This is a genomic window from Ruegeria sp. HKCCD6157 (assembly GCF_013110685.1).
Taxonomy (GTDB): Bacteria; Pseudomonadota; Alphaproteobacteria; order Rhodobacterales; family Rhodobacteraceae; genus Ruegeria.
In genome coordinates, this window is sequence record NZ_WVRB01000012.1 from 1 (window position 1) to 25,150 (window position 25,150).

General features: G+C 57.8%; 28 protein-coding genes and 1 riboswitch. Of the genes, 11 read left to right on the forward strand and 17 right to left on the reverse strand.

The window, feature by feature from the left end; genetic code table 11:
- The first annotated feature begins 155 nt into the window (after nt 1-155).
- Together GS612_RS19880 and GS612_RS19885 are read left to right on the forward strand one after the other, a co-directional pair.
- Nucleotides 156-1,193, forward strand: coding sequence for a YeiH family protein (locus GS612_RS19880; protein WP_171172696.1), 1,038 nt, complete (start codon nt 156-158; stop codon nt 1,191-1,193).
- 90 nt (nt 1,194-1,283) lie between these two features.
- The gene (locus GS612_RS19885; RefSeq protein ID WP_171172697.1) at nt 1,284-1,655 is read left to right on the forward strand and encodes a cupin domain-containing protein; all 372 of its coding nucleotides are present in this window, start codon (nt 1,284-1,286) and stop codon (nt 1,653-1,655) included.
- Between the two features lie 63 nt (nt 1,656-1,718).
- On the opposite strand, the gene GS612_RS19890 is transcribed toward GS612_RS19885, so the two are convergent.
- The 11 genes from GS612_RS19890 to GS612_RS19940 form a co-directional block, all read right to left on the reverse strand.
- The gene (locus tag GS612_RS19890; protein ID WP_216603662.1) at nt 1,719-2,795 is read right to left on the reverse strand and encodes a 2Fe-2S iron-sulfur cluster-binding protein; all 1,077 of its coding nucleotides are present in this window, start codon (nt 2,793-2,795) and stop codon (nt 1,719-1,721) included.
- Nucleotides 2,792-3,946 (reverse strand): aromatic ring-hydroxylating dioxygenase subunit alpha, encoded by a 1,155-nt coding sequence (locus GS612_RS19895; protein ID WP_171642654.1) that lies wholly within the window; start codon nt 3,944-3,946, stop codon nt 2,792-2,794. The genes GS612_RS19890 and GS612_RS19895 overlap by 4 nt, the downstream gene beginning before the upstream one ends.
- 23 nt (nt 3,947-3,969) lie before the next feature.
- Complete coding sequence (locus GS612_RS19900; RefSeq protein ID WP_171207094.1) at nt 3,970-4,221, reverse strand: hypothetical protein; 252 nt, start codon at nt 4,219-4,221, stop codon at nt 3,970-3,972.
- Complete coding sequence (locus GS612_RS19905; protein ID WP_171642656.1) at nt 4,218-4,766, reverse strand: TetR/AcrR family transcriptional regulator; 549 nt, start codon at nt 4,764-4,766, stop codon at nt 4,218-4,220. Before GS612_RS19905 ends, GS612_RS19900 begins: the two co-directional genes overlap by 4 nt.
- 46 nt (nt 4,767-4,812) lie before the next feature.
- On the reverse strand, nt 4,813-5,244 hold the full coding sequence (locus tag GS612_RS19910; protein WP_171642658.1) for a DUF2141 domain-containing protein: 432 nt from the start codon (nt 5,242-5,244) through the stop codon (nt 4,813-4,815).
- Between the two features lie 186 nt (nt 5,245-5,430).
- Nucleotides 5,431-6,363, reverse strand: a complete 933-nt coding sequence (locus GS612_RS19915; protein ID WP_171642660.1) for a hypothetical protein — start codon at nt 6,361-6,363, stop codon at nt 5,431-5,433.
- 7 nt (nt 6,364-6,370) lie between these two features.
- Nucleotides 6,371-7,684: a TRAP transporter large permease gene (locus GS612_RS19920; RefSeq protein ID WP_152460436.1), complete on the reverse strand. Its 1,314-nt coding sequence runs from the start codon at nt 7,682-7,684 to the stop codon at nt 6,371-6,373.
- Nucleotides 7,685-7,688: 4 nt separating this feature from the next.
- Complete coding sequence (locus GS612_RS19925) at nt 7,689-8,222, reverse strand: TRAP transporter small permease (protein WP_171642661.1); 534 nt, start codon at nt 8,220-8,222, stop codon at nt 7,689-7,691.
- A 69-nt stretch (nt 8,223-8,291) separates the two neighbouring features.
- Nucleotides 8,292-9,269, reverse strand: a complete 978-nt coding sequence (locus tag GS612_RS19930) for a TRAP transporter substrate-binding protein (RefSeq protein ID WP_171642663.1) — start codon at nt 9,267-9,269, stop codon at nt 8,292-8,294.
- A gap of 52 nt (nt 9,270-9,321) precedes the next feature.
- On the reverse strand, nt 9,322-10,572 hold the full coding sequence (locus GS612_RS19935) for an FAD-binding oxidoreductase (protein ID WP_171642665.1): 1,251 nt from the start codon (nt 10,570-10,572) through the stop codon (nt 9,322-9,324).
- Nucleotides 10,569-11,702, reverse strand: coding sequence for an enolase C-terminal domain-like protein (locus GS612_RS19940; protein ID WP_171642667.1), 1,134 nt, complete (start codon nt 11,700-11,702; stop codon nt 10,569-10,571). Before GS612_RS19940 ends, GS612_RS19935 begins: the two co-directional genes overlap by 4 nt.
- A 98-nt stretch (nt 11,703-11,800) precedes the next feature.
- On the opposite strand from GS612_RS19940, the gene GS612_RS19945 reads away from it, so the two are divergent.
- A complete protein-coding gene (locus GS612_RS19945; RefSeq protein ID WP_171642670.1) occupies nt 11,801-12,721 on the forward strand; it encodes a LysR family transcriptional regulator in 921 nt (306 codons plus the stop codon).
- Here the strand turns inward: GS612_RS19945 and GS612_RS19950 are convergent.
- Nucleotides 12,682-14,376 carry a thiamine pyrophosphate-binding protein gene (locus GS612_RS19950; RefSeq protein WP_171642672.1) on the reverse strand — a complete coding sequence of 565 codons (1,695 nt, stop codon included), beginning with the start codon at nt 14,374-14,376 and terminating at the stop codon, nt 12,682-12,684. The two genes, GS612_RS19945 and GS612_RS19950, sit on opposite strands and share 40 nt — an antisense overlap.
- 112 nt (nt 14,377-14,488) lie before the next feature.
- Between GS612_RS19950 and GS612_RS19955 the strand changes: the two genes are divergently transcribed.
- Nucleotides 14,489-15,193: a GntR family transcriptional regulator gene (locus GS612_RS19955; RefSeq protein ID WP_171120837.1), complete on the forward strand. Its 705-nt coding sequence runs from the start codon at nt 14,489-14,491 to the stop codon at nt 15,191-15,193.
- Nucleotides 15,190-15,906, forward strand: a complete 717-nt coding sequence (locus GS612_RS19960) for an aspartate/glutamate racemase family protein (RefSeq protein ID WP_171642673.1) — start codon at nt 15,190-15,192, stop codon at nt 15,904-15,906. The genes GS612_RS19955 and GS612_RS19960 overlap by 4 nt, the downstream gene beginning before the upstream one ends.
- 46 nt (nt 15,907-15,952) lie before the next feature.
- On the opposite strand, the gene GS612_RS19965 is transcribed toward GS612_RS19960, so the two are convergent.
- From GS612_RS19965 to GS612_RS19980, 4 genes are all read right to left on the reverse strand, one after another.
- Complete coding sequence (locus GS612_RS19965) at nt 15,953-16,591, reverse strand: hypothetical protein (RefSeq protein ID WP_371809367.1); 639 nt, start codon at nt 16,589-16,591, stop codon at nt 15,953-15,955.
- On the reverse strand, nt 16,588-17,364 hold the full coding sequence (locus tag GS612_RS19970; protein WP_171233899.1) for an ATP-binding cassette domain-containing protein: 777 nt from the start codon (nt 17,362-17,364) through the stop codon (nt 16,588-16,590). Before GS612_RS19970 ends, GS612_RS19965 begins: the two co-directional genes overlap by 4 nt.
- Nucleotides 17,364-18,437 carry an ABC transporter permease gene (locus GS612_RS19975; protein WP_171233900.1) on the reverse strand — a complete coding sequence of 358 codons (1,074 nt, stop codon included), beginning with the start codon at nt 18,435-18,437 and terminating at the stop codon, nt 17,364-17,366. Before GS612_RS19975 ends, GS612_RS19970 begins: the two co-directional genes overlap by 1 nt.
- Nucleotides 18,438-18,545: 108 nt before the next feature.
- A complete protein-coding gene (locus GS612_RS19980) occupies nt 18,546-19,565 on the reverse strand; it encodes a sugar ABC transporter substrate-binding protein (RefSeq protein WP_152460425.1) in 1,020 nt (339 codons plus the stop codon).
- Between the two features lie 252 nt (nt 19,566-19,817).
- Between GS612_RS19980 and GS612_RS19985 the strand changes: the two genes are divergently transcribed.
- From GS612_RS19985 to GS612_RS20010, 6 genes are all read left to right on the forward strand, one after another.
- Nucleotides 19,818-20,942 carry an ROK family transcriptional regulator gene (locus GS612_RS19985; protein WP_171642698.1) on the forward strand — a complete coding sequence of 375 codons (1,125 nt, stop codon included), beginning with the start codon at nt 19,818-19,820 and terminating at the stop codon, nt 20,940-20,942.
- A gap of 121 nt (nt 20,943-21,063) precedes the next feature.
- Nucleotides 21,064-21,263: riboswitch (cobalamin riboswitch) on the forward strand.
- Between the two features lie 131 nt (nt 21,264-21,394).
- Nucleotides 21,395-22,180 (forward strand): DUF4198 domain-containing protein, encoded by a 786-nt coding sequence (locus GS612_RS19990; protein ID WP_171642675.1) that lies wholly within the window; start codon nt 21,395-21,397, stop codon nt 22,178-22,180.
- A 6-nt stretch (nt 22,181-22,186) separates the two neighbouring features.
- Entirely contained in the window at nt 22,187-22,798 is a 612-nt protein-coding gene (gene cbiM, locus GS612_RS19995; protein ID WP_171642677.1) for a cobalt transporter CbiM, read from the forward strand.
- The gene (locus GS612_RS20000) at nt 22,795-23,370 is read left to right on the forward strand and encodes a cobalt ABC transporter permease (RefSeq protein ID WP_171642679.1); all 576 of its coding nucleotides are present in this window, start codon (nt 22,795-22,797) and stop codon (nt 23,368-23,370) included. The genes cbiM and GS612_RS20000 overlap by 4 nt, the downstream gene beginning before the upstream one ends.
- Complete coding sequence (gene cbiQ, locus GS612_RS20005; RefSeq protein WP_171642681.1) at nt 23,370-24,149, forward strand: cobalt ECF transporter T component CbiQ; 780 nt, start codon at nt 23,370-23,372, stop codon at nt 24,147-24,149. The genes GS612_RS20000 and cbiQ overlap by 1 nt, the downstream gene beginning before the upstream one ends.
- A complete protein-coding gene (locus GS612_RS20010; RefSeq protein WP_171120850.1) occupies nt 24,146-24,796 on the forward strand; it encodes an energy-coupling factor ABC transporter ATP-binding protein in 651 nt (216 codons plus the stop codon). The genes cbiQ and GS612_RS20010 overlap by 4 nt, the downstream gene beginning before the upstream one ends.
- Before the next feature lie 104 nt (nt 24,797-24,900).
- Here the strand turns inward: GS612_RS20010 and GS612_RS20015 are convergent, their stop codons facing one another.
- The gene (locus GS612_RS20015) at nt 24,901-25,113 is read right to left on the reverse strand and encodes a hypothetical protein (RefSeq protein ID WP_171642684.1); all 213 of its coding nucleotides are present in this window, start codon (nt 25,111-25,113) and stop codon (nt 24,901-24,903) included.
- Between the last annotated feature and the right edge of the window lie 37 nt (nt 25,114-25,150).

Here is a 25,150-nt window from a genome sequence, read left to right on the forward strand (position 1 = left end):
ATGAAAAAACCCGTCGCCGTCGCAGGAATCTCGGCCGAAGACATGAAAGCTCAGGCCGAACTGTAATCTGATCCTGCCCCCACCCGGGCCGAATACGGTGCGGGTGGGGGCAGGCTTTGCCCAAAAGGCAGCTCAAATATTGCAAAGGAAGTAAGATGCAGGCGTTGAGTGCATCCAACTCGCCGTGGCTTCGGGCACGGTCTTTCGTTCGTTTGAACGGGCACGGTTTCCTTGTTTCCGTGGTTGTTGCCGTCGCAGCGAAGTTCTTGTCCGAACATTATGGTGCCCCGGCGATGCTGATGGCCCTGTTGCTGGGCATCGCGTTCCATTTCCTGGCCGAAGACGATGCCGGTGACTGCAAGGCCGGAATCGAATTTACCGCACGAACGGTTCTGCGTTTTGGCGTTGCGCTGCTTGGGGCGCGTATTTCCGTTGAATTGATGATGAGCCTTGGCGCTGATCTGATTGCCGTTGTGATTGCCGGTGTGATCCTCACGATCCTGTTCGGGCTTCTTGGCGCGCGTCTTCTGGGCCGTGGTTGGCGCTTTGGGGTGCTGACGGGGGGATCGGTTGCGATCTGCGGTGCATCGGCCGCGATGGCCTTGTCGGCCATTCTGCCCAAAAACGAGCATTCGGAGCGGAACCTGGTTTTCACGGTACTGTCGGTTACTGTTCTGTCTACAATCGCGATGATCGCCTACCCGATCCTCACCGAGGCTTTCGAGTTCAACGACGAGGTTTCAGGGGTCTTCCTGGGCGGAACGATCCATGATGTCGCGCAGGTTGTCGGGGCCGGGTTTTCGGTTTCGGACCAAACCGGTGAGGTGGCGACTTTGGTCAAGTTGATCCGTGTCGCCATGCTGGCCCCGGTGGTGCTGGTCATCTCGTTTCTTGTCCGGCGCCATGCGGAGTTCAGCGAGGAAGACGGCAAGCGCCCGCCAATTTTGCCGATGTTTGTCGTTGGCTTTCTGATCTTTGCCGTCCTGAATTCAATGGGCCTGATCCCCGAAGTGGTAGCGTCGGCCATGGCCGATCTCAGCCGGTGGGCGCTGCTGGTGTCGATTGCGGCAGTGGGCATGAAAACGTCGCTCAAGCGGATTCTGGATGTGGGCGGGCAGGCCATCGTCCTGATCGTGGCCGAGACGATCTTTATCGCTGCTCTGGTTTTGGCGGGTGTCTACTTGTTTCATTAGAGGATGGCGGAAATCCAAGACCAGCACGTGACCGACCATTGGCCGGTCACGTCATCTCGCACTATATGACCAGCAGGAGGGTATGACCTCATGACGACACAGGTACTCAATCTTTTCGATGAGCCCGCAACACGCAGCGAAAGGCGTTTGGCCGATCTTCCCGATCGCGTTGTCGAGGGTGATCCGCATCACAAGATTGGAATGCACTTCACCAGCCCGGATGGACAACTGTCTGCCGGGACCTGGACGTCTACGCCGGGCAAATGGCACGCGTTCACGGACAAGGACGAATATTGCTATATCGTCAAAGGCCATTGCGCCCTGATCCACGAAGACGGGACCCGTCAGGATTTTCGCACCGGGGCCAGCTTTTTGATCCCCAATGGCTTTCGCGGCTATTGGGAAGTCGTGGAAGAAACGACCAAGCACTTCGTGATCCGAGATTGCGCGCCCGACGCATGATCCGATCCGTGAATGAACCTGAGGCGGCGTGAACCGGCATGCCTCAGGCGCGTCATTGGCTTTTCAGCGACGGGTCTGGTCAAAGCTGATCGTCAGTTTTTCCGCCGTGGGTATTGACTGGCAGGTCAGGATTTCTCCGGCTTTGATGTCTTTGTCTTCCAGCGCCATGCGCGCCCGCATATGAACTGTGCCGTCGGTCAGTTTGGCCCGGCACGCGCCGCAAACTCCGGATTGGCAGGAATAGGGTGGCTTGAGCCCCGCTGACTGCGCTGCGTGAAGAATGGTCTGTCCCTTGGAGACCGAAATGAGATGTCGGGTGCCTTCCAGCGTCAATTCAGCGCTTGCGTCCACCCCGTCAATCCCTGTGTCCAGATCCGGCGCAGCACCATAGCTTTCCATGTGGATGCGGTTCTGGGGAACATCAATGGACATCAAGGCCGATTTGACGGCCTGGTTCATATCGCCCGGACCACAGACATAGTACCGCGCGTCCTGGGCGTAAGGTGGATACTCGGCGATCAACGCTTCGATGGCGGCCTTGTCGATTGTACCTTGCCGCCAGTACTCGGCGTTGGACCACCAGCCGGGTTTCGAAAAGACATGGTTGATTGTAAAACGTTCGGGATGCGCTTGCTGAAGCACGCTCAGTTCGTGCTGCAACAGGATGCTCTTGGCGTTTGTGTTGCCGTACACCAGATGCGCGACTGAATGGGGCTCGGCTGTCAAAACCGAGTTCAGCATTGCAAAGAGCGGAGTAATTCCAGAGCCCGCGCCAAAAAAGTAATGGGTGCGCCGCGCCGTTTCGTCGGGGTCCAGGCAGAAACTGCCAAATGGCGGCATGACGTCAATGGTTTGCCCTTCCTGAACAGTGTCGTTGATGAAGTTGCTGACACGGCCACCCTTGACCCGTTTGACGGTGATGCGAAGCGGGTCCCCGGAGTAAGGCGAACTGGAGATCGAATAGCTTCGACGGTGCTCTTCGCCATCAATATTGAAACGAACGGACACGTGTTGGCCCGGCCTCCAGGCGAATATGTCCATCAGTTGGTCAGGGACATCGAACATAACGGTCTTTGCCACGCCATCCGGCTCGACTCTGGTCCCGCAAACGCGCAATGGGAAAAAATCACGCGAGTTCATTTCCCTTCCCCCAACCATTGCAGAACAACTTTCTGGTGCTCGATGACGGGACTTTCACCGTTTGCCGCCGGACCTGCTTCAAAATACGGAGAATGCAGGGATTTCTGCTGTTGCTCGCACGCGTAGATGTCTTCGCCGGTAAAGTCACCGGCAACCATCGGGTCATCTTCGCCCATCGCGTCATTGGCTTCGTATTTCCCAGCTATTCCAAACTTGGACCAGAAAGAGGACGACTTCATCGACTGTTTGGTGAATTCCCATTCCGAGCTGTTGGACACCCGCCCGCGGTTGCGAACTCGTGTCAATTCCGGGCCAAGGGGTTCGACAATGAAGATATTCCAGCCGTCTTCCGAAGCGGCCAGACCAATCCCCGGGAACAGCATCGGCACCCAGGCGCCGTTCATGTCTTTGGGGATGACGCGCGGGGCGGTCAGTTTGCTGTCCTGATCTTCCAGAAACTCCGCCACGGGCGGCTCCCAAAACATGTAATGAGGTCCTTCCCAGTGGAATTTGGCGGATTTGTGGTCATACATCTGAAGCGTATTCGAATGCAGATGGCTCAGGTGGTAAACGTCGATGTAATTTTCGACGACAACCTTCCAGTTGGCCTTTATCTCATAGCTGGTGTTCAGGTCTTCGTACTCGATCAGCTCTTCCGGAACGTGCGGGCCGATATGGGGTTCGACGGGGCCGAACCATTCGGCGATGGAAGGCGCGTCGGGGTCTGGATGGACGAAAATCATCGATTTCCAGATATCGACCTTGGCGGGCTTCAGGCCAAGGCAGGACTTGTCGATCTTGCCATATTCCTCGTGCTCATCCGGCACCGAAATCAGATTGCCTTCAAGATCGTAGGTCCAATCGTGATAAGGACAGGTCAGCGCTTTTTGCGTTTTGCCAACCGCGCGGATCAATTGGGTTCCGCGGTGGCGGCAGATGTTATGGAAGGCGCGCAGGCGACGATCGCGCCCCATGATCACGAATATATTGTTGAGTCCGGCCTGCACGGCGATGAACTGGCCGGGTTCACTGACATCCTCCATAAAACCGGCGTAGCGCCAGGTTTTGGAGAAGATTTCGCGCATTTCCCGGTCGAACCAATCCTGGCTCGTGTAAGCTTCGACCGGCAAAAGGTGCAGCATGGGTTTCATTTGAGCCTCTTGTGAAGGAATTTTCAAAACGTTTGGGGGAGAAAGTCGATGGCGATCATCGACAGGCCTAATGCGACCCAGGCGAGTTGGATCAGCCAAAACAGGATGGGGTCCTCTTCCCGGGTTACGTCGGTCAAAAGCAAAGCGTGACCGGAATAGAAATTCGGGATTGTCCAGAACATGAAAAGAAGCCCCCACAACGTCTGATAGCCAAGTACCGTCGTCACCATCAGCGCCGCGAAGGTGATGTAGTTCAGCTGTCGCTTGCGTGTCATGGTTCTTGCTCCAGGCCATTGAACAGCGCACGCGCGGCCTGTTCGGCCTGAGTTTTCCATACATTCGGCATATCCAGAGGGGCCAAAGACGTCGCGTTGAAATATAGCGCCACAATGCCATGAGCGGCGGTATTGACCTTTGCGGCATCCACATTCGGGAAATCCGCGCGCAGTATCGCAGCAATCGTAGTTTCAAAGGCAAGCAGAGCCTCTCGGCAAGCCCGGCGAAGCGAAGCATCCTCGACCGCCCGCGCGGTGAGTGCTGCGAAGGCAAGTACCATATCCGGTGACGTCTGGTTCATGTCCGAGAAAAGAAGATCGATCAGATGTCTTGATTTTCTCAACGCCGGCAAGCCTGCAACGAGTGCGTCAGACTGTTCCGAAAAACTTTTCAGAACATAGTCTTGCAGGGTCGTAATCAATTCATCCCGATTGCCCAGGTGATGCCGGATCAGAGGCCGTGTCAGGCCCGCCTCCTTGGCTATTTGCGAAAGCGATGCACCATCAAGGCCATATCTCGCAACACATCTGACCAGAGCCTGCATAATCTGCTCATAACGTTCATCACGATTTGAGGGGCGCCCGATCATGTTATTTCCAGTATTTCAGCTTCAGGTCTGCGTTTGCACCGGCGCCGATGGCGACAGCGGCATCCGCGAATTCCGGCGGTAGACCGCTCCGATCCATGCCGCCAAAGGCGTACCCTTCGGTTGGGACATCCTTCTCGGTATCCAGGTCGCTGTTGCTGTTCTCGTCGTGAATTGCGGCAATCGCATAGTTGCCAAGCGGGAGATTGTGAAAGGTGACCGAAGCCAAGCCCTTGACAGCAGGAATGGAAGCCAAGGCCGCCGCGTTCGCTACATCCATGGCCTTAAAAGATTTTGCGTCATCGAACACGGCAATGATCAAATCACCCTCTGCATTGCGCACGTCCTGCACCGTTGCAGTGAGAGTTTGTGCGGATGCCTCGAGGGTTGAAGCCAGTGTCATCACAGATGCGACGACCAGTTTGTTAATCGGCATGATTTATCCTTTACTGTCAACATTGACAGTAAATAGGAAGGGTGCAATTAACTGTCAATAGTGACAATCATTCACCCGATTTCCCTGAGCGTCTTTTTTTGCATTGAACCAAGCACGAGGTATCGGCCCAACGCCGACACGGATCGGAGAAAAGGGATAAAAATATCCTAAGGCGGCTTTCCAAAGCTACTCGGGCAAGACTTGCCTCATGTAGTGATGACGCATGATCATTGGCGTCAAGTACATCGGGATTTGATACGCCCCGATGAAGGCCATGATGGGTGCGGTGACCTCGGACGGCAAAGCAACGAAGAAAATCGCGATGTTTCTGTTTCCCGCGATCAAAGAGACAGCGGTTGCTCTGGCTGCCGGCAGACGTCCTCGGGTAATCCGGAACGAAATGAATTGTGCTCCGAAATTGGCCAGACAGGCGAGCGCGATCCAGAAGGCCGCGACGGCCGGGCTTTTCAGCGCAGTGGTGCTGACGGAAGGCATCAGGCCGATGACAAAAACGGCCAAGGTGATTGTGCCCAACCCTTCCAGATTCACCAATGTGGAGCGTGATGGTGAACGCAACCAGACGCGCCGGACAACAATGGCGGCGCCGGTTGTGCAGAGTATCGTCAACAGCAGTTGCAACCCGGCCAGCAGAACAGAGTGAATGCCGCCCAGTTCAGGCATGAGCAGGAACACCGGAAACGCTGTCAATGGCAGCAGGGCGGTCCCAACCACCATCATTCGCATTGCGTGTTCAGGTGGGTAGCCCATCATCAAACACATGTTCGGACTGCCGGAAATCGAGGGCGCAGCCGCCATGATGAGCAGGGACAGAAGCACCGGCGTTCCGGTCCATCCCCCGACAAATCCGATGGCCAGAATGATCAGCGGTATCACGAATTGAAACCCGATGACGGTGAACGCGACCTTGTGCAGATCGCTCAACGATCCAAGAATGGTTTCGGGGTCCATTCTCAGGACGGTGACGAACAGCAACAACACGACCAGGGGCGGTAGCAGGCCTCGCATGGGCTCGGCCAAACCCGGCAATAGAAGACCCGCCGCCAATCCGGCGACCAGAACACGGGGCCCGTGACGGGCCGCCAGATGGAGCAGGTTCAAGGCCGTTTTACCCGCCCGGGCTCTGACGCAAATTCTCGGGCAGCCAGGTGGCGAGGTCGGGGAACCAGATGAGGATGAAGACCATCAGCACCATGATCAGGAACATCGGTATCGCTGCGCGTGCGATATAGCTCATCTCATGGTTGGTCATGCCCTGCATCACGAACAGGTTGAATCCGATCGGGGGTGTGATCTGCGCCATTTCAACAACGACCACGATGAATATCCCGAACCAGATCAGGTCAATGCCAGCGTCGCGGATCATTGGTTCCACCACGGCCATTGTCAAAACGACGGAAGAAATCCCGTCAAGAAAACAGCCCAGAATGATGTAGAACACCAGCAGGACCATAAGCAGTTCGAAACGGGTCAGTTCCCAACCTGCAATCAGATCGGCCAGCCCGCGCGGCAGACCGGTGAAGCCCATGGACAGCGACAGAAACGCCGCGCCAGCAAGGATCAGGGCGATCATCGCGCTGGTTCGCGTGGCGCCCATCAGGCTTTCGGTGAATGTCTTCCAGTTCAACGACCCTTGGCCTGCCGCCAGCAACAGGCCGCCGATCACCCCGAAAGCCGCAGCTTCGGTCGCAGTGGCATAGCCCAGATACATTGAGCCGATGACGACCGTGATCAGAAGGATCACAGGCAACAAAAAGCGGGAATTTCTGACTTTCTCGGAAAAGCTCAGCTTGCCCTCGACATCCGGGGTCCAATCTTTGCCCAACTTGGAATAGATCGCGACATAACCCATGAACATCGCTGCCAGCACCAAACCGGGAAGGATGCCGGCAAAGAACAGCTTGGTGATCGATTCGTTGATCGTCACCCCGTAGACGATCAAGGTCAAAGACGGCGGGATCATCAGCCCCAGAGTGGCCGCGCCGGTCAGAGTACCGATGATCATCCGTTCGGGGTAGTTGCGCTTGCGCAGTTCGGGGATCGACATCTTTCCGACGGTGGTCAGCGTTGCGGCCGACGAACCTGAGACTGCCGCGAAAACGGTACAGCCCACGATATTGGTATGCACCAAACCGCCGGGCAGGGGGGCCATCCAGGGGGACAGCCCTTTGAACATGTCTTCGGACAATCGCGTGCGGTACAGGATTTCGCCCATCCAGATGAACATGGGCAAGGCGGTCAGGGTCCACGACGAAGAAGCGGACCAGATGGTTGTGATCATCACGTCGCCCACGGGGCGTGTCGTGAACAGCTCCATCCCGACCCAGGCGACCCCCATCAGGGCCAGGCCGACCCAGACGCCGGTACCGAGCAACGTGAACAGAACAAAAAGGAAAAGGATGATGACAGACAGATTTTCCATGCGTCTATTCTCCGTGGCTCTGGTCGGCCAGATCGCGGACAATGCGATGGTCACCTTTGAACAGGACGTGGATCAGGTGATCCGTCAGCGCGATGGCCAGGATCACGGCTCCGATCAGCATCGCGGATTGCGGAATCCACAGCGCGGTTCTGTCCTGACCCTGGCTGATGTCGTTGAACTTCCAGCTCCAATAGACGAAGCGATAGGCATACCAGCAGAAATACCACATGACGGCTGTGCCGATGGTGAAACACCAGATTTCAAGGACACGCCGCACGCTGTCCGGCACCGCGTTCAGAAGGATCGAAACCCGAATGTGGCTGCCCCGGTTCAACGCATTGGCAAAGGCCAGAAAAGATGCCGCCGCCATTGCATAGCCGGCATAGTCGGGCGCTCCGGGGAAGACCTCACCGGTCCAGCGGGCCAGCATCTGCACGACGATCAGCAAAAGAATGGCAATCAGGCTGACCGCCGCCAATACCCCCGCTGCCAGATAGATGAAATCCAGAACGGACCGAAGCCCCCGCAATACCGTCATGGCGTCCCCGCTGTGTTATGATTGGATGGAAAACAGGCGACGCAATGCAACGCCGCCTGCCTCGAACGGTTACTGAGAGGCGTTGAACGCGTCGACGATGGCTTTGCCTTCGTCTCCGGCGGCTTCCAGCCATTCATTGGTCATGGTCACACCAATCTCTTTCAGCTCATTCGTCATCTGCTCGGATGCCGGACCGACGGTCATGCCACCATCACGCAGACCTTGCAGAGTAAAGCCGGTATATTCCTTGGCGCGCCAGTTGCCCGCGTATTCCGCCAGCCCTGCGCAGGCCTTGATGACGTTCTTGTTGGCGTCGGACACGCTCGACCAGACATCAGAATTCACCATCACGTAGTTGCGCGGCAACCAGGCATCGACTTCATAGAAATAGTTCAGGCTTTCCCAGACCTTGCGGTCATACCCGGTCGATCCCGAAGACACCATCGACTCGGCGACACCCGTCGCAAAAGCCTGACTGATTTCCGCCGCTTCGATCGTTACCGGCAACATGCCTGTCAGTTCGGCCAGTCGCGAAGTCGCGTTGTTGTACGAACGGAACTTGATGCCCTTCATATCGGCGACCGAGTTCACCTCATTCTTGAAATACAGCCCCTGCGGTGGCCACGGTACAGCATAAAGCAGCGTCAGGTTCTGCTCGGCCAATACTTTTTCGATAGATGGCTTGGCGGCCTCCCAAAGCTTGGCGCTGTCGTCGAACGAGGTCGCAAGGAACGGGATCGAATCGAAACCGAACAACGCGTTCTCATTCTGGTGGCCGGACAGAAGGCGTTCGCCGATCGGGGCTTGCCCGGTCTGGATTGCGCGTTTGATATCGGCACCTTTGAACAGCGAGCCGGATGGATGCGTAACGATTTCGATCTCACCGCCGGTTCCGGTCGTTACACATTTGGCGAATTCCGCACCGGTGGCCGAATGGAAGTTCGACGCCGAATAGGCCATCGGCATGTCCCATTTTTCGGCCATGGCCGGTGCCGCCGCGGCGGCAGTCAAAGCGGTCGCCGCCAGAAGGTTTGTCAGTGTTTTCATCGTTTTCTCCCTATCGAGTTTTGAAATACCGATGTTTTTCATCGGTCTGTTCTTATGTTGCAAAGCGCGACGGCGCATAAACGCTTACGTCGGTGTTCGGGGTTCTGCCCGCAATCATCTGCGCCAAAAGCCGCCCGGTCTTTGGCCCACCTGTCAGGCCGATGTGATGATGCCCAAAGCCCATATAGGCCCCTTTGATTCCGGGCACGTCGCCTATGATCGGGATCGAGTCAGCCGGGGCCGGCCTGTGCCCCATCCATTCCACTTCCTCCTTCCATGTTATGCCCGGAAAAGCGGCCCGGGCATTCTTTCGCATCAATTCAAACGGCGCGCGCGAGGGCGGTGCGTCCAGCCCACCGAACTCCACGATACCCGCCAAGCGTATGCGCCCATCCATGGGCGTGGCAACAAACTTGCCCGAAGCCACCATGACCGGGCTGCGGGGCATGGCAGAAGGTGCCACCAATTCAAGATGATAACCGCGCTCGCTTTCAAGAGGAACAGAAACCCCCAGTCGCTTCGCCAGCGGCCCCGACCAGACGCCAGCCGTGACAATGGCGGTGTCGCAAGCGATGGCCTCACCATCCGCGCGCACACCGGTAACGCGGCCGTTCTCGCGGGTGACGTCCTCGACATTGGCGCGGATGATCCGGCCGCCGCTGGCCTCGACATGGGCGGCCAGGTCTTTCACGTACCGCCCCGGATCGGTGATATGACCGTGGTTTGACAGCTTGGCAGCGAAACCGATATCCGGGCTGAACACGGGGTCATAGTCGTGAAACGCCTTGCCCTCCAGTTCTTGCCAATCAAAGCCGTTCTTCCGCCTTATTCCCCAGCCCAACGCGTCTTGTTCAAAATGGGCCCGGTTCTCGTAGAGAAACAGATAGTCGCTGGGCACGATCCACTTTTCAGCACGCGTGCCTGCCGCCAATGCCTTGTGATCATTCAGGCTGTCACCGACGATCGGCGTCAGCGCCGCCGCGATCCGTTCAACGTCTGCCACGTTCGCGTGGCTCAGATATTGCCGGAGCCATGGGAGCAGCTTCGGCAAATACCCCCATTTCAAAAACAGCGGCTGTGAGGAGCTCAGCAGCATTTTGGGCGCTTTGCCAAGCAGTCCGGGAACCGTCACAGGTATGATGGAACAGGACGCCAGCACACCGCCATTGCCATGAGACGTGCCTTCACCTGGTCCGGCCTTGTCGAACAGGATCACGTCGTGCCCGTCCCGTTGCAGCCAGACCGCGGCCGAAACGCCTACGATACCGGCGCCGATGATCGCTATGGTTTTCTTTTCACTCATTCTGAAACCGCCTTGGCCACTGCGTAATGGTTCAGCTTTGCCAGCTCGGGCTTGCCGCCAAGTCCCGGGCTTTCGGGCACGCAGACCTGTCCGTTCTGGATGCGGAAGGGGTCTTCCAGAATGTCCTCTTTCAGGAAATAGGACGCCTGATAAAACTCGCAGCCCAATGTGATCTCGGGTGTCGCGGCAATCAGATGGGTGCCCGCAAGATGGGCCAGGCCGGCCTCGAACATGTCCCCGCCATATGCCGTCAGACCATGCGCAGCCGCGATGCGGGCGACCGTTTGCCCGCGGGTCAGGCCGCCAGACTTCATTATTTTCACCGACACACCATCGCAAATGCGTTCACGCGCGGCGCGTTCCATATCTTCGGGGCCAAAGACGCTCTCATCGGCGAGAAGGGGAATATCGGTCATTTGGCGCAGCTTTGCCATCATGTCGAAATGGTGGGCGCGAACCGGCTGTTCGATGAAATCAGGATTGAACTGGGCCACGTCCCGCACCCGCGCCGGGGCGTCCTCGATGTTCAGCCCCTGATTATAGTCCACGCGGACCGAGAATTCAGGACAGGTCTGCGCCAGATATTCCAACCGCATGATGTCAAAGGCGTGATCCTTGAACCCGGTCTTGAGTTTGACAATCCGCACGCCTTCCTCTCGCAACCGCGCCAGCAGGTCTATGTCCTGGGAAAAGTCCGGGTTGGCGATGGAACAGCTGAGCGGAATGGTGCTGCGGCAGCGACCGCCCAGCAAAGACCAGACAGGGATGCCGCTGATACGGCCGGCCAGATCCAGCAGTGCGGTTTCCAGCGCGGCCTTGGCCTCGGTGCAATGCGCCACGGCACAGGCCGCGCGCGCCATGATGGCTGACCGGTCGCCCACGCTGGCGCCAAGAACAAGAGGGCGTATATATCGATCCAGTGCAGCGAATGTCGCTTCCGGGGTGCCGGTGAACACCGACCAGGGTGACGCTTCGCCAAATCCCTGTGTGCCATCCTCGGATGTCAGTCGCAGTATGACGACTTCGCAGGCGCCTTCGACGGATCCTATACCGTGATCCCGGCGGGACGTGACCGGAAGCTTCAGGTGCCAAAGGTCGAAACCGATGATGTTTTGTGACAGATCGTTCATTCCGCCCCCTGTGGTTGAGCGAAAGCCTGCCTTGACGAGCATATCATTTCAAATACTATATCTTCGACAGTTCATCAGAAAAAATGATACGGTAATCCATGTCCCTACGCTTTCGCCAGCTTCAAGCGTTTCACGCCATCATGGAAACCGGAACCGTAACCGGTGCGGCGTCGGTACTTGGGATATCCCAGCCTGGTATCAGCAATCTGTTGGCTCAGTTGGAACGCGAAGCGCGACTGCCTCTGTTCGAACGCAACAAGGGCCGTTTGCTGCCCACCCCGGAAGCCGAGATGCTGTTCCGCGAAGTCGACACGGTCGTGCGCGGGCTGGATCACGTGGCGCAGGCCGTGACGGATTTGCAGAACAAACATCCCGGTCAATTGCAGGTTGCGGCACCGCATCTTCTGTCATTTGGTTTCATGCCGCGCGAGATCGCTCGTTTTGCTAAAAGCCGCCCCAACCTGTCCGTCAGTTTCCAGTCGCAGTATTCATCCAAGATTCAGGAATGGGTGATTTCAGGCCTGTTTGAAATCGGCATCGTCGAGATGCCGATCCTGCACGACACTCTGAATTATCAGGTGTTTCAATTCGAAACACTTGCGACTTTTCCAGAAAACAGCCACTTGGCGGATTATGACGTTCTGACACCGGAATTACTGGAAAACGAGCCCTTCATCGTGATGGGCCCGGAACACCAAACCCACCGTCGAACCCGTGACATCTTTCAGGCATCCGGGCGCACGTGGCGGACACAGATTCACACGCACCTGTCCGAGAACCTGCTGAGTTTTGTGAAACAGGGCATGGGTGTTGCGATGATCGATCCCTTTACCGTGACGTTCGATGGTGAGAGCGGGTACAAGACCCGCCCGTTCAGGCCATCCGTCATGCTGGATCTTGCAATCATCACCGCAAAGGGGCGCCCCCTGTCCACGATTGCGCAGGAATTTCTGGCCCAGCTGACCCCGTCGATTGCCTCTTACGCAACCCATTCCGACACAGGTGCAGCGGCCTCGTGAAGCTGCTGCGAATGGATGTCGACCAATGTGGGGCCATCATGTTCGAGGGCCTGTTTCAGCACCTTCGGCAAGTCCTCAGGGTCTTTGACCGTCCATGATTTCACTCCGAAGGCGGCTGCGACGGCGGCGTGGTCGGTCCGGTTGAAATCAACGTTGTAATAGCGTTGATCAAACCCAGCATCCTGACCCGCCTTGATCCATCCGAAGACCGAGTTCGAGAAAACGATCGAGGTGATTGGCATTTTGTGCCGGACCATTGTTTCAAATTCACCGCAGGTGAACCCAAACGAACCATCGCCCATGACGGCCAGGGTCTTGACCGAGGGCCGGCCGACATGCGCACCCATGGCCGCCCCCAGAGAATAGCCCAGTGCTCCATGTGCGCGATTTGTGATGAAATACCGCCCGGGTTGCCGCCAACGGTAATGCGCGCTGAAATAGGGGCAGGGGGTGCCGGGGTCAGCGACCACAATCGCATCGTCGTCCAGAATGTCCATCAGGGACGCCATGACAGCCTCGGGCCGTATTGGCGTTTCCCGACTTGCAGCCAAGGGGGCAAACGCCGCCGCCTTGGCCTCCCACGCGGCGCGGGCCTTGGCTGTGCCGCCTTGACCGTTCAGGTCTTGCCGGTCCTCCAGCGCTCGGGCCAATGCCTCAAGCGCGAGGCGGGCGTCAGCGCAGATCGCCACTTCGGTCTGATAGTTTGCGCCGATCACCATGGGGTCGCTGTCGATGTGAATGATCGTGGTGTAGCGCCCGGGGCTTCTCCACCGTTCGGTCGTGACCGAACCGGCGCGGCACCCGATAAACAGGACGACATCAGCCTGATCCACCACGGCGCGTGTCGCGGGGATGCCGCCGTTCGATCCGACGACACCCAGGGCCAGAGGATCGGTTTCGGCGATGGATCCTTGGCCTGAAACGGTTGTGGCGACGGGCATGTCCAACAGACCGGCGACGCGGCGCAACGCATCGGTCGCGCCGGACAGAACCGGGCCGCCGCCACAGACCGCGACGGCGGATTTGGCCCGGGCAAGAATGGCTGCGGCTGCTTCGATGGCATCCGGATCGGGGGCAGCCCGTTCGGCGGGAAAGCTGCGATGCCGGTCATCGGCCCAGATTTCCGCTTCGTCCACCTGTGCCTTCTGCGTATCAAACGGCAGCGCCAGATGGGTCGCGCCGGGTGTTCCCGTTGTCATCGCTCGGAACGCCGCACGGACCATGGCCGGAAGCCGGGCCGCATCATCCAAAGACGCGTTCCACTTCGTCAGCGGGCGGAACAACGCCGGCTGATCCAGTTCTGTCAAAGGGTATTTCCCGCGGCTGGTCGTCGCCACATCAGAGGTGATCGCCAGGATTGGAACCGAACTTTCATTGGCCTCGACCACACCCGGCAGAATGTAGGTCGCGCCACCGCCGGAAGGGCCTTCGCAAACGCCGGGCCTGCCTGTCACGCGGGCATAGCCATCCGCCATGTAGGCAGCGTGCCGTTCGTCGCGGGTCAGAATGTGCTGAATGCCGTGATCCATTCGGGCGAGCGCGTCATAGAACGGCAAGGTGGTATCGCCGCACAGGCCGAACATATGCGTCACGCCATGCGCCTCGAGCATACGCACCATCGCCTCGGCTCCGGTCAGGTAATTCGTCCCTGTCATGGTTCGCGATTCCTTCGAGTAGTAATTGTACACATAACTGTATACAGACTTGCATATTGATTTCAAGAATTGAGTGTGGCACCTGTGAATCAACCGAAGAAGGGCATTGTTTATGGCGGGTCCACGCGTCGATGATATCTATGATCAGGTCAAAGCGATGGCGGTCTCCTTCCGCCTGCGCCCCGGTGACCGCCTGAACGAGGTCGCTCTGTCCAGGGATTTGGGCGTCAGTCGCACGCCGTTGCGAGAAGCGTTGAACCGTCTGGTTGCCGAACGGCTGTTCGATTTCCGCCCGGGGCAAGGGTTCTTTTGCCGTTCCTTGGATGCGCAAAGCGTGTTCGACCTTTTCGAGCTGCGCCAGATCATCGAATCCGCGGCGGCCCGATCCGCCTGCGCCAGGGCGACCGATGAAGACCTGCAAATGCTGCGTGACGAACTTTACGAAACGGGCATCGACATCACCGGCCTGACGATCGAAGAAGCAGTTAGCCGGGACGAAGCGTTCCATCTGGGGATCGCAAAGCTGTCAGGGAACATGGAGTTGTTGCAAACTCTGACGCGGATCAACGAGCGTATCCGCTATATCCGTTGGATTTCCATGAGCATGGACCGGGTGCAGAAGTCCAAGGACGAACATAAACACGTCATGAAGGCCCTGCTGGATAGGGACGCGGACGAGGCGGCCCGGGTTCTGGCGGCTCATATAACAAAGCGAATGGATCAGGTTCAGGACGCTGTGCGTCACGGGATTACCAGCATCTACATGGAAGGGGCCGAAGACATCTCGACCCGCATTGTCGAGGAGGCACAGGGATGATCGTGCAGGGCGGCAAATCCATTTACGGCGCATCGGTGGGAATCCTCATGCTGGACGCGCAATTCCCAAGAATTCCCGGTGACATGGGCAATGCGCAGACATGGCCGTTTCCGGTGCTTTACCGTATCGTCCGGGACGCCTCGCCCGATCGGGTGGTCCGGCATCGGGCCGAAGGTATGCTCGAGGTCTTCATCGACGCCGCGCAAGAGCTGGTCAAAGACGGCGCGGACGGAATAACAACCAATTGCGGGTTCCTGTCCCTGTTCCAGAAGGAGCTGGCCGAGGCCGTTCCGGTTCCCGTCGTCACCTCGTCCTTGATGCAGGTCGAAATGGTGAATCGCATCCTTCCCAAGGGAAAGCGCGCGGGCATTCTGACCATTTCGGCCTCCACCTTGACCAATGACCATCTTCAGACTGCCAATGTCCCTTTGGACACGCCAATCGGCACAACCGAGGGTGGGCGGGAGTTCACCCGCGCAATTCTTGGCAATGAATCGCGTCTGAATGTTGAGAAAGCCCGGGAGGACAATGTTGAGGCCGCAATCGCGTTGGCCTCGGACAATCCCGAACTTGGGGCAATAGTTCTGGAGTGCACGAATATGTGCCCCTATGCGCCGGATATTCAGCAGGCGACCGGGCTGCCGGTGTTTTCGATCGTGCCCTTCGTGACTTGGTTCCAAGCCGGTCTTGTTCCGCCGGTGTACCGGAACTGACCTTTGGCCTTTCATCAAGACGGATTGTGTTGGCCGCAGGCAAAACTCAAGCCAGTGTCAGATCACCGGGTATCGAATTTCGGATCACGCGCTGTGCATTCGGCAGATCGTTCGACTGCGCACGGTCCTTGGCGGCATTGGCGTCCAGACCATGGCCGATCCATCTGTTGGTCAGGCGGGTTTCGAGTGTTTTCAAATCGGTGTCCAGAAATACCTTGAGTGCCCACAGTTGGTGAAGGTCCGACCAACCCGGCTCGTTCAAGAGAAGGTAATTGCCCTCAACCAGAACAACGCGCTGATCCGCCGTGATCATGGACCGCGCGGCAATGGCCAGATCCAGTTCCCGGTCAAACGCGGGTATTGCGATTTCTTCTTCCGCGCGCAATCGATCAAGCAACGCATGAAAGCCGGCAAGATCAAAGGTTTCAGGAGATCCTTTGCGGCTCAGCAGGCCGCGATCCTTCAAGATCACGTTGTCATAGTGGAAGCCGTCCATGAAAACCAATCCGGTTGCGACGCCGCGCAGATTGAGCTCTTTGGTTGCAAGGCCCGCCGCAGTCGTTTTTCCCGATCCCGGCGGCCCGGCAATCGCGACAAGATGCCGGTCTTGCAGCGGCGGCAAGGCCTGAACGGCATCCGCGATTTTGGTTGCAAGCGCCTCGGGGGTGGCAAGTGTGCTTTTCACGCGGCCTGGTCCTCGGCGGGCGGTTCCTTGGCACCGGTCATGAACGCCACTGCGTCGGACATCGTGTAATCCTTGGGATCAACGACGCAGAGGCGTTTGCCAAGCCGATGTACGTGAATTCGATCGGCGACCTCGAAAACATGTGGCATATTGTGGCTGATCAGGATGATCGGAATGCCGCGAGACTTCACGTCCAGGATCAGTTCAAGAACGCGCCGGCTTTCCTTCACGCCCAATGCGGCGGTTGGTTCGTCCAGGATGATGACTTTTGATCCGAATGCCGCGGCACGTGCCACCGCAACACCCTGACGCTGACCCCCGGACAGTGTTTCGACGGCTTGATTGATGTTCTGGATCGTCATCAGGCCCAGTTCGCTCAGCTTGTCGCGGGCGAATTTCTCCATCGCCGGACGGTCGAGCATTCGGAACCATGATCCCAACGGCCCTTTGCGCCGAATCTCGCGCCCCATGAACATGTTGTCCGCAATCGACAGGGCGGGGGACATCGCAAGTGTCTGGTAAACCGTTTCAATGCCGGCTTCGCGCGCGTCGATCGGCGAGTGGAAATTCACTTTCCGGCCTTCCAGCCAGACTTCGCCTTCATCCGGCATCACCGCGCCTGAAATCGCCTTGATCAGTGTTGACTTGCCCGCGCCGTTGTCGCCGATCACGGCCAGAATCTCGCCCGGCATCAAATCGAAATCGCACTGATCCAGCGCCGTCACCTTGCCGTAGCGCTTCACAAGGTTCCGTCCTTTGAGAATAGGTTCCATCAGGCTGCCACCTTTCTGATCCACTGGTCGACCGCGACCGCTGCGATGATAAGGATGCCGATCAACAGGAACGTCCATTGCGCATCAGCGCCCAGCAACCGAAGCCCAAGCGTGAAGACCCCGACGATCAACGCTCCGAACAGCGATCCAAGAATGGACCCGCGGCCACCGAACAGGGATATGCCCCCGATCACGACCGCCGTTATGCTTTCTATATTGGCCAACTGGCCAGACGTCGGAGACACGGACCCGATCCGACCAATCAGAGCCCAGCCCGCGAAGGCGCAGATCAGCCCGGACAGCATGTAAACCGACATCAGCGTGCGATGCACATTGACACCGGACAGCTCGGCGGCTTCCGGATCATCACCGACCGCATAGACATGCCTTCCCCATGCGGTGTGACGAAGGGCGTAGGAAAGCCCGAGGATCAGCACCAGCATGAAGATCACGCCGACGGTGAATACCGCCCCGCCCACATTGAACTTGGCCCCGAAAAGTTGCAGAATCGCGGCGTTTTCTTCGATCTCCTGCGACCGGATTGTTTCGTTCTGAGAATACAGGAAGTTCGCCGCAAGAACGATTTGCCACATGCCAAGCGTCACGATGAACGGCGGCAGTTTGATGCGGCTGACCAGATACCCGTTCACCGCACCGATTGCGGTGCCAACGAAAAGGCCGCAAACAATCGCGACCGTTGGTGGCAGCCCATATCGGAAGGTGAACTGACCCATGACAACCGACGACATCACCATGATTGCCCCGACGCTCAGATCGATACCGGCGGTCAGGATGACGAGGCTTTGCGCCGCCGCCACGATCCCGACGATCTGAACCTGTTGCAGGATCAGGGTCAGCGCGAATGGCGAGAAGAACTTGGAGCCCAGCAAAGCCCCGAAAATGACGATGGCAGCCACAAGAACGATCAGCGGCACCAAAGAGGGGTTCACATGCAGAAAATGCTGAACCGTTCCGACGAACCCGCGGTGGTGATCGTCAAATTCGGCAATCTGTTCCGGGCTGCCTTTTGCAGCGGCTTCGAAGTCGTCTGATCGTCGTGAAGTATCGGACATAAAGGTTCCCCCAAAGCGTCAGGTTGCTGACGACTTTAGCAAGTTTTCGGGCGAATGGGTGGTTTGAAATGCGGAAGGCCGCCCTCTGCGGCCCTCCGGGTGGTCAGGTTAACCCCAGCAGAGGTCCATGCCTTCTTTGACCGAGATCGACTCGACGCCTTCGGCAGGCTTGTCCGTTACAAGCGCCACGCCGGTGTCAAAGAAATCCTTGCCAGGCGTGTTTTCAGGCTTCACGCCTTCGTCCGCCCATTTCTTGACGGCTTCAACACCCAGCGATGCCATCAGCAGCGGGTATTGCTGCGACGTCGCGCCGATAACACCATCGGCAACGTTTTGGACACCCGGGCAGCCTCCGTCCACGGAAACGATGAGCACGTCATTTTCGCGCCCGATGGCTTTCAGCGCCTCGTAGGCGCCTGCCGCGGCAGGCTCGTTGATGGTGTGAACAACGTTGATCGTGGGATCTTTTGCCAGAAGGTTTTCCATCGCGCGGCGACCACCTTCTTCGTTGCCGGCAGTGACATCACTTCCGACAAGACGGGGGTCATCTTCATCACCGATTACGTTCGGGTCCGCCAGATCGACACCAAAGCCTTGCAGGAAACCCTGATTGCGCAGCACATCCACTGTCGGCTGACTGACGGCAAGATCCAGTGTCGCAATTTTCGCGTCGTTGGCCGCGTCGCCCAGCGTGGCTTTGGCCCATTGTCCAATCAGCAGCCCGGCCAGGAAATTGTCCGTGGCAAAGGTCGCGTCAGCCGAGTCAATGGGTTCCAGCGGCGTATCCAGAGCGATAACCAGAACACCTGCATCCCGCGCCTGCTTCACGGCCGGAACGATGGATGATGTGTCCGAGGCCGTCAGCAGAATGCCTTTGGCGCCGTCCAGAATGCAGGTCTCAATGGCTTGCACCTGCGTTTCATGGTCACCGTCAACTTTGCCCGCAAAGGCTTTGAGCGTCATTCCCAGCTCTTCCGCTTTTGCAGTCGCACCTTCTTTCATTTTGACAAAGAACGGGTTGGTGTCCGTCTTGGTGATCAGGCAAACAGTTTCGCCTTCCGCCATTGCACTGCCAGCCATGGCAGTAACCCCGAGCGCAGCAGCACCCGCAAGTTTTGCAAGTTTCATCGATTATCCTCCCAGTTTTTTCTATGCCGAGTAGGGCACGAGGGCGATCAGGCAAAAATCCTGACCCCATAAGAAACAATCACAAGATTCGAATTTTGAGTCAATAAATAAATCACTCTTATTTATTATTGACAGTGCGGACGGGCTTTCTCATTCTTCAGCAGGAAAGGGGTGGTCGTGCCGGAAAATTCATCTCGGAAAAATTCGATTGGCCTGCACGGGTCAGAGGTACGCGGAACCAACCAAAGCGGGATGCGGGCCCGGAACGAACGGCTTGTATTGTCGCTTGTCCGGCGTCACCAGGCCCTTTCGAAGTCCGAGATCGCGCGCATGACAGGACTGTCGGCACAAACCGTTTCCGTCATCATGCGGCTGTTGGAGAAGGATGGTTTGCTTTTGCGCGGCGAACCGGTCCGCGGGAAAGTCGGGCAACCTTCCGTTCCCATGCGACTTAACCCGGATGGTGCCTTTTTCTTTGGGCTCAAGGTGGGGCGTCGCAGTGCCGAGTTGGTTTTGACTGACTTTGTCGGAAATGTACGGCAACGCGATCGGCGAACCTATGACTATCCAACGCCGAAAGCCACTTTGGAGTTTTCCACTGAGAGTCTGGGCAAAATGATATCATCCATGCCGCCTGAGGCCAAAGGCAGGATTGCGGGACTTGGGATTGCCATGCCGTTCTACCTATGGGACTGGGCCCAGACCCTTCAGGTTCCTCAGGAAGAAATGGACCCGTGGCGCGTATCAGACCTGAAGGCTGACCTGGCGCGGCGCCTCGATATTCCGGTATTCCTGCAAAATGACGCCACTGCGGCTTGTGGGGCGGAATTGGTATTCGGTCCAGCCGATGGGCCAAGGGATTTCCTGTACTTCTATATTGGTTTCTTCATTGGCGGCGGTGTGGTCCTCAATGGCGCAATCTTTTCAGGGCGTGGAAACTCGGGCGCAATCGGCCCCTTGCCTGTGCCGGATGATGTCGGTGGTGTCAGGCCGCTTATCGATGTGGCCAGCCTGTACGTGCTCGAGCGTGCAATCACCACGGCAGGTGTCACGTCGCATTCCATTTGGGAAACGACCCAGCGTTGGGATGTGCCAAAAGTTCAACTGGAAAACTGGTTGAAGCAGACGGCGAGCGGGATTGCCTATGCGATTGTCTCATCCTGTAGCCTGATAGATTTCGAATGCGTGAAGATTGACGGCTGGATGCCGCAGGACATCAAGGCGCGTTTGGTTGAAATGGTCGAAGACAAACTGTCTGAGCTTAACCTGACCGGTCTCGAGCGCCCTGCCGTGCTGGCAGGGACCGTGGGCCCGGAAGCACGCTCACTGGGCGCGGCAAGCCTGCCGTTGTCGGAAAGGTATCTTTCAGAAGCTTAGATGTGAAATCACCCTGTTGCCTTGGATATTTCACAAACTGGTTCACTCTCGCAAACTGCCGAGCTCATTATTTTCGATGGCCGTAACACATTTTCGTTGACGGAAGGCTGAGTTGTCTGGCAAGCCGCTCGGCATGTCCGGTTCCGGGGCTTGCTCTGGAATCAATAGGGAATGCGGTGCGGGCTCAGGCCCAATTCCGCAACTGCACCCGCAACTGTAAGCGGCGAGCAGGGCTGAAACGCCACTGGGGTTTGCCCGGGAAGGCCGGTCCAACGCTTTGACCCGCAAGTCAGGATACCTGCCGGACATGTGCCCTCATAAGGGGCACTCCTAATCGGCGACGGGATGTGCGTCGGACCAGGATGCCTGAAAGGGTAATTTGGCGTTGAATGTCCCGTGGTCAAAACGAATTTCGCGCCGGGATTGGCGCGACGGGACAAGGACGACTGTTCATGAAAACGCTGCTCAGCGCAGCCGCTGCCGCGGTGGCTCTTCCTGCCATCGCAAATGCGCATTTCCTTTTGGAATACACCACCGACACCATGATCGAGAAACCGGGCGATGTGCCGGTCAAACTGATTTTCTGGCATCCGTTCGAGAATGGCCATGTCATGGATCTTGAAAAGCCGCAGGAATTCTATGTGATCCACAACGGTGAAAAGACCGATTTGCTGGACACGCTGGAACCTATCCGGTTCACCGGCGGGCAGAACGAGGGCGCGGCGTTCAAAGGCAGTGTCCCGGTCAAACGGTCGGGCGACTATGTGCTGGTGACGGTTCCTCAGCCTTATTACGAGGAATCCGAAGACATCTATATCCAACAGCTCACCAAAGCCTTCCTGAACCGCAACGAATTGCCGACCGATTGGATGAATCCCGTGGGTCTGCCGACCGAGATTATCCCGCTGAACAAGCCGACCAACATCATCGCGGGTTCGACTTTCACGGGCCGTGTGCTGGCTGATGGTCAGCCGGTTGCGGGGGCCGAGATCGAGATCGAATACATGGCAGCCGAACCCGACATGGAAAGTTCGGCCGCTTCTGCACCGAAGGCGTCACCAATGCCGGGTGGTGCGGTGGTCGCAATATCTGACGACAACGGGTATTTTTCGTTCGGCGTTCCAAAAGCCGGTTACTGGGGTTTCGCCGCCCTTGGTTCCGGTCCGGCAACCGAACATGAGGGCAAAGAACTCAGCCAGGATGCGGTCATCTGGATCCGCGCCTGGGATCTGGAGTAACCCCAAATGCACATCGTCGACGGAGCCCTTTCCAACCCGGTTGTAATTGGCGGCGCCATAGCCGCCGCGGGCGGGATCGCCATGGGTCTCAGGTCTCTGGATCTTGATCGCATCCCCACTGCGGGCGTGCTGTCAGCCAGTTTCTTCGTGGCATCGTTGATCCACGTGCCCATTGGTCCGTCGTCGGTCCATCTGATCCTCAACGGCATGGCCGGGCTGCTGCTTGGTTGGGCCGCATTCCCGGCTTTGTTCGTCGGGCTTTTGCTACAGGCGGTCTTTTTCGGCTTTGGCGGGTTGACGGTGTTGGGGATCAACACCGTCAATATCGCCTTTCCCGCTGTGGTGGCCGGAATGTTGTTCGGTCGTCTGATCGCGCGTGGAACGCCTTTGCAAGGTGCGATTTGGGGGGGCATCGGCGGCGCGTTTGCGATTGCGGCGACAACCGGCATGGTCGCGTTTTCGCTGGCGCTGTCGGGGGATGAATTTCTGCCTGCCGCCAAGCTTGTTTTCTTCGCCCATATTCCTGTAATGGCCATCGAGGCGATTTTGACCGGGTTCGCCGTGTTGTTGGCACGCAAGGTCAAGCCCGAGCTGTTTTTCAGAGGAGCAGCCACATGAAGCATCTGGCTGTCATATTGGCCGTGTGCTGCGCACCTGTGCCTGCCCTGGCGCACAAGGTCATAGCCGGCGTTTTCGAGTCGGGAGACGTCATCGAGGGCGAAATTGGCTTTTCTAACGGCGACATGGCAAACGGCACCGAGGTCATTGTCACCGGCCCGGATGGGGCCGAGCTGGGTCGATCGGTCACTGATGCGGACGGTTTTTTTGTCTACACGCCGACCTCGGCCGTGGCGCACACCTTTTTTGCCGACCTTGGCGCCGGGCATGTGGCCGAAGTCACGATGTCTGCCGAAGATGTCGCGCGGATCATGGGCGTTGCCGTGGCAGAAAACGGTGGCTCATCTTCGGCTGCTGTCACGTCGGCCAGCGGTTCGGCGGCGTCTCTCAGCGTCGAAGAACAACAGGTTATCGCCAAAGCCGTGCGTGATGAATTGCGCCCGCTCAGGCGCGAGATTGCGGCCTATCGCGAACAGAACGACCTACAAACCATCCTTGGCGGGATCGGGTACATCGTTGGTCTGTTTGGTCTGGGCTTTTACATGGCGGCCCGCCGCAAGCTGGCCTCTTGATGGCACACGTTCTGGGGCACAAGGAAAAAACACTGTCCGAAGCCGGTGACGGACCAGAAGGTCTGATCAGCCTGCTGGATCCTCGGATGCGGATCGTCATGGCAGTTGTTTTTGCGGTCGTGACCGTGGCGCTGTCATCCCTCGGCGCGCTTTGCGCGGCGCTGACAGTGTCGCTTTCGCTTCTGATAGTTTCACGTCTGCCGCGGCGAAAGACGTTGAAGCGAATGGCCATGATGGATGGGTTCATCCTGTTCATGCTGGTCCTGTTGCCCTTTTCCATGCCCGGGGATCCGATGTTCACGCTTTGGGGATTCCCCGCAAGCTGGCAGGGTTTTTGGAAAGCGGTCGAGATTGCCTTGACCGCCAATGCCGTGATCCTGTCCCTGATGGTTTTGGTCGGGACGATGGAGCCGGTTACACTGGGCCACGCCCTGCATCGTCTGCGGTGCCCGGAAAAGCTGGTTTACCTGCTGATGTTCACGATCCGGTATATCGAGGTCTTGCGCGAAGAATACCTGCGGCTGCGCGCCGCGATGAAGGTGCGTGGATTTCGGCCAGCAACAAACTGGCACACATATCGCAGCTTTGGCTACCTTGTGGGTATGATGCTTGTGCGCGCGATCGAAAGATCAGAACGCATCCTGGCCGCGATGAAGTGCCGGGGGTTTTCCGGGCGTATGCCGTTGCTTCAGGAATTTGCCCTGACCCGCGCGGACATTGTGTTTGCGTCTGGTTTCAGCGGTCTCTGCCTGGGTCTGATCGTTCTGGAATTCGCATGACACTGATCGCGCTTGAAGACATCTGTTTTTCCTACCCTGGCCAGCCACCCGTTCTGGACGGGGCCAGCCTGAGCCTGAGCGCGGGGCAGCGCCTGTCCCTGACAGGTCCGAACGGAGCGGGGAAATCGACGCTCCTGCGGATTTTGCTTGGGCTGCAGCGCCCGTGTTCGGGCACCGTAACCGTTTTTGGTCAGCAACGCGTGGAAGAGGCTGATTTCCATGAGGTCCGCCGCCGGGTGGGGCTTGTATTTCAGGATGCGGACGATCAGCTGTTCTGCCCGACCGTCGCCGAAGACGTTGCTTTTGGTCCGCTCAATCTGGGCAAGACCCGCGACGAAGCACTTGCCATCGTCGACAAAGTTCTGGGCGATCTGGACCTGATGCACCTGAAGAACCGCATTACCCATAAATTGTCAGGCGGTGAAAAACGGCTAGTGACCCTGGCGACGGTTCTGGCGATGGAGCCCGAAGTGCTGTTGCTGGACGAACCGACGAATGCGTTGGATACGAAAAACGAAGCGCGCCTGCTGGAAATCCTGCGCGCGTTGCCACAGGCGATTTTGCTTGTCAGTCATTCGCCGGCGTTCCGCTTGGAACTGGCGCCCGATGAACTGGATCTTCGCGACGGGAAGCTGGTGCCGGTCTGACCTGTTCTCGTGGCAACCGGACATGGTGGTTTCAGAAATGCAATCATACCGCCTGAGCCACGCCATGAAACGGAAAGCGAACCTTGCGCGTCGTCAGGCCTTGGCTATGTGCGTCTGCGGCTCATCAGCCCATATTTGACCGCCCATGCCCGAAAGGACCCGCGTCTGCGCCTGTCCTGTTTCACAAGTTGCCTGGATTGCGCACCGCCTTTGCGGTTGAATTCGAACACGTCGATTATCCGCTCGGCACAGCCACAGGCTTCGCCCATGCCGACTTTGGCGAAATAGAATTTCTCGAAACGCTCGGGGTTTTGCATGGCTGACCTCCTGAATGCATTGAACCTCATGAAGGGC

Coding starts and splice junctions, on each gene's coding strand:
- GS612_RS19880 (WP_171172696.1), top strand. CDS start 156: ATGCAGGCGTTGAGTGCATCCAACTCGCCGTGGCTTCGGGCACGGTCT.
- GS612_RS19885 (WP_171172697.1), top strand. CDS start 1,284: ATGACGACACAGGTACTCAATCTTTTCGATGAGCCCGCAACACGCAGC.
- GS612_RS19890 (WP_216603662.1), bottom strand. CDS start 2,795: ATGAACTCGCGTGATTTTTTCCCATTGCGCGTTTGCGGGACCAGAGTC.
- GS612_RS19895 (WP_171642654.1), bottom strand. CDS start 3,946: ATGAAACCCATGCTGCACCTTTTGCCGGTCGAAGCTTACACGAGCCAG.
- GS612_RS19900 (WP_171207094.1), bottom strand. CDS start 4,221: ATGACACGCAAGCGACAGCTGAACTACATCACCTTCGCGGCGCTGATG.
- GS612_RS19905 (WP_171642656.1), bottom strand. CDS start 4,766: ATGCAGGCTCTGGTCAGATGTGTTGCGAGATATGGCCTTGATGGTGCA.
- GS612_RS19910 (WP_171642658.1), bottom strand. CDS start 5,244: ATGCCGATTAACAAACTGGTCGTCGCATCTGTGATGACACTGGCTTCA.
- GS612_RS19920 (WP_152460436.1), bottom strand. CDS start 7,684: ATGGAAAATCTGTCTGTCATCATCCTTTTCCTTTTTGTTCTGTTCACG.
- GS612_RS19925 (WP_171642661.1), bottom strand. CDS start 8,222: ATGACGGTATTGCGGGGGCTTCGGTCCGTTCTGGATTTCATCTATCTG.
- GS612_RS19930 (WP_171642663.1), bottom strand. CDS start 9,269: ATGAAAACACTGACAAACCTTCTGGCGGCGACCGCTTTGACTGCCGCC.
- GS612_RS19935 (WP_171642665.1), bottom strand. CDS start 10,572: ATGAGTGAAAAGAAAACCATAGCGATCATCGGCGCCGGTATCGTAGGC.
- GS612_RS19940 (WP_171642667.1), bottom strand. CDS start 11,702: ATGAACGATCTGTCACAAAACATCATCGGTTTCGACCTTTGGCACCTG.
- GS612_RS19945 (WP_171642670.1), top strand. CDS start 11,801: ATGTCCCTACGCTTTCGCCAGCTTCAAGCGTTTCACGCCATCATGGAA.
- GS612_RS19950 (WP_171642672.1), bottom strand. CDS start 14,376: ATGACAGGGACGAATTACCTGACCGGAGCCGAGGCGATGGTGCGTATG.
- GS612_RS19955 (WP_171120837.1), top strand. CDS start 14,489: ATGGCGGGTCCACGCGTCGATGATATCTATGATCAGGTCAAAGCGATG.
- GS612_RS19960 (WP_171642673.1), top strand. CDS start 15,190: ATGATCGTGCAGGGCGGCAAATCCATTTACGGCGCATCGGTGGGAATC.
- GS612_RS19970 (WP_171233899.1), bottom strand. CDS start 17,364: ATGGAACCTATTCTCAAAGGACGGAACCTTGTGAAGCGCTACGGCAAG.
- GS612_RS19975 (WP_171233900.1), bottom strand. CDS start 18,437: ATGTCCGATACTTCACGACGATCAGACGACTTCGAAGCCGCTGCAAAA.
- GS612_RS19980 (WP_152460425.1), bottom strand. CDS start 19,565: ATGAAACTTGCAAAACTTGCGGGTGCTGCTGCGCTCGGGGTTACTGCC.
- GS612_RS19985 (WP_171642698.1), top strand. CDS start 19,818: ATGCGGGCCCGGAACGAACGGCTTGTATTGTCGCTTGTCCGGCGTCAC.
- GS612_RS19990 (WP_171642675.1), top strand. CDS start 21,395: ATGAAAACGCTGCTCAGCGCAGCCGCTGCCGCGGTGGCTCTTCCTGCC.
- cbiM (WP_171642677.1), top strand. CDS start 22,187: ATGCACATCGTCGACGGAGCCCTTTCCAACCCGGTTGTAATTGGCGGC.
- GS612_RS20000 (WP_171642679.1), top strand. CDS start 22,795: ATGAAGCATCTGGCTGTCATATTGGCCGTGTGCTGCGCACCTGTGCCT.
- cbiQ (WP_171642681.1), top strand. CDS start 23,370: ATGGCACACGTTCTGGGGCACAAGGAAAAAACACTGTCCGAAGCCGGT.
- GS612_RS20010 (WP_171120850.1), top strand. CDS start 24,146: ATGACACTGATCGCGCTTGAAGACATCTGTTTTTCCTACCCTGGCCAG.
- GS612_RS20015 (WP_171642684.1), bottom strand. CDS start 25,113: ATGCAAAACCCCGAGCGTTTCGAGAAATTCTATTTCGCCAAAGTCGGC.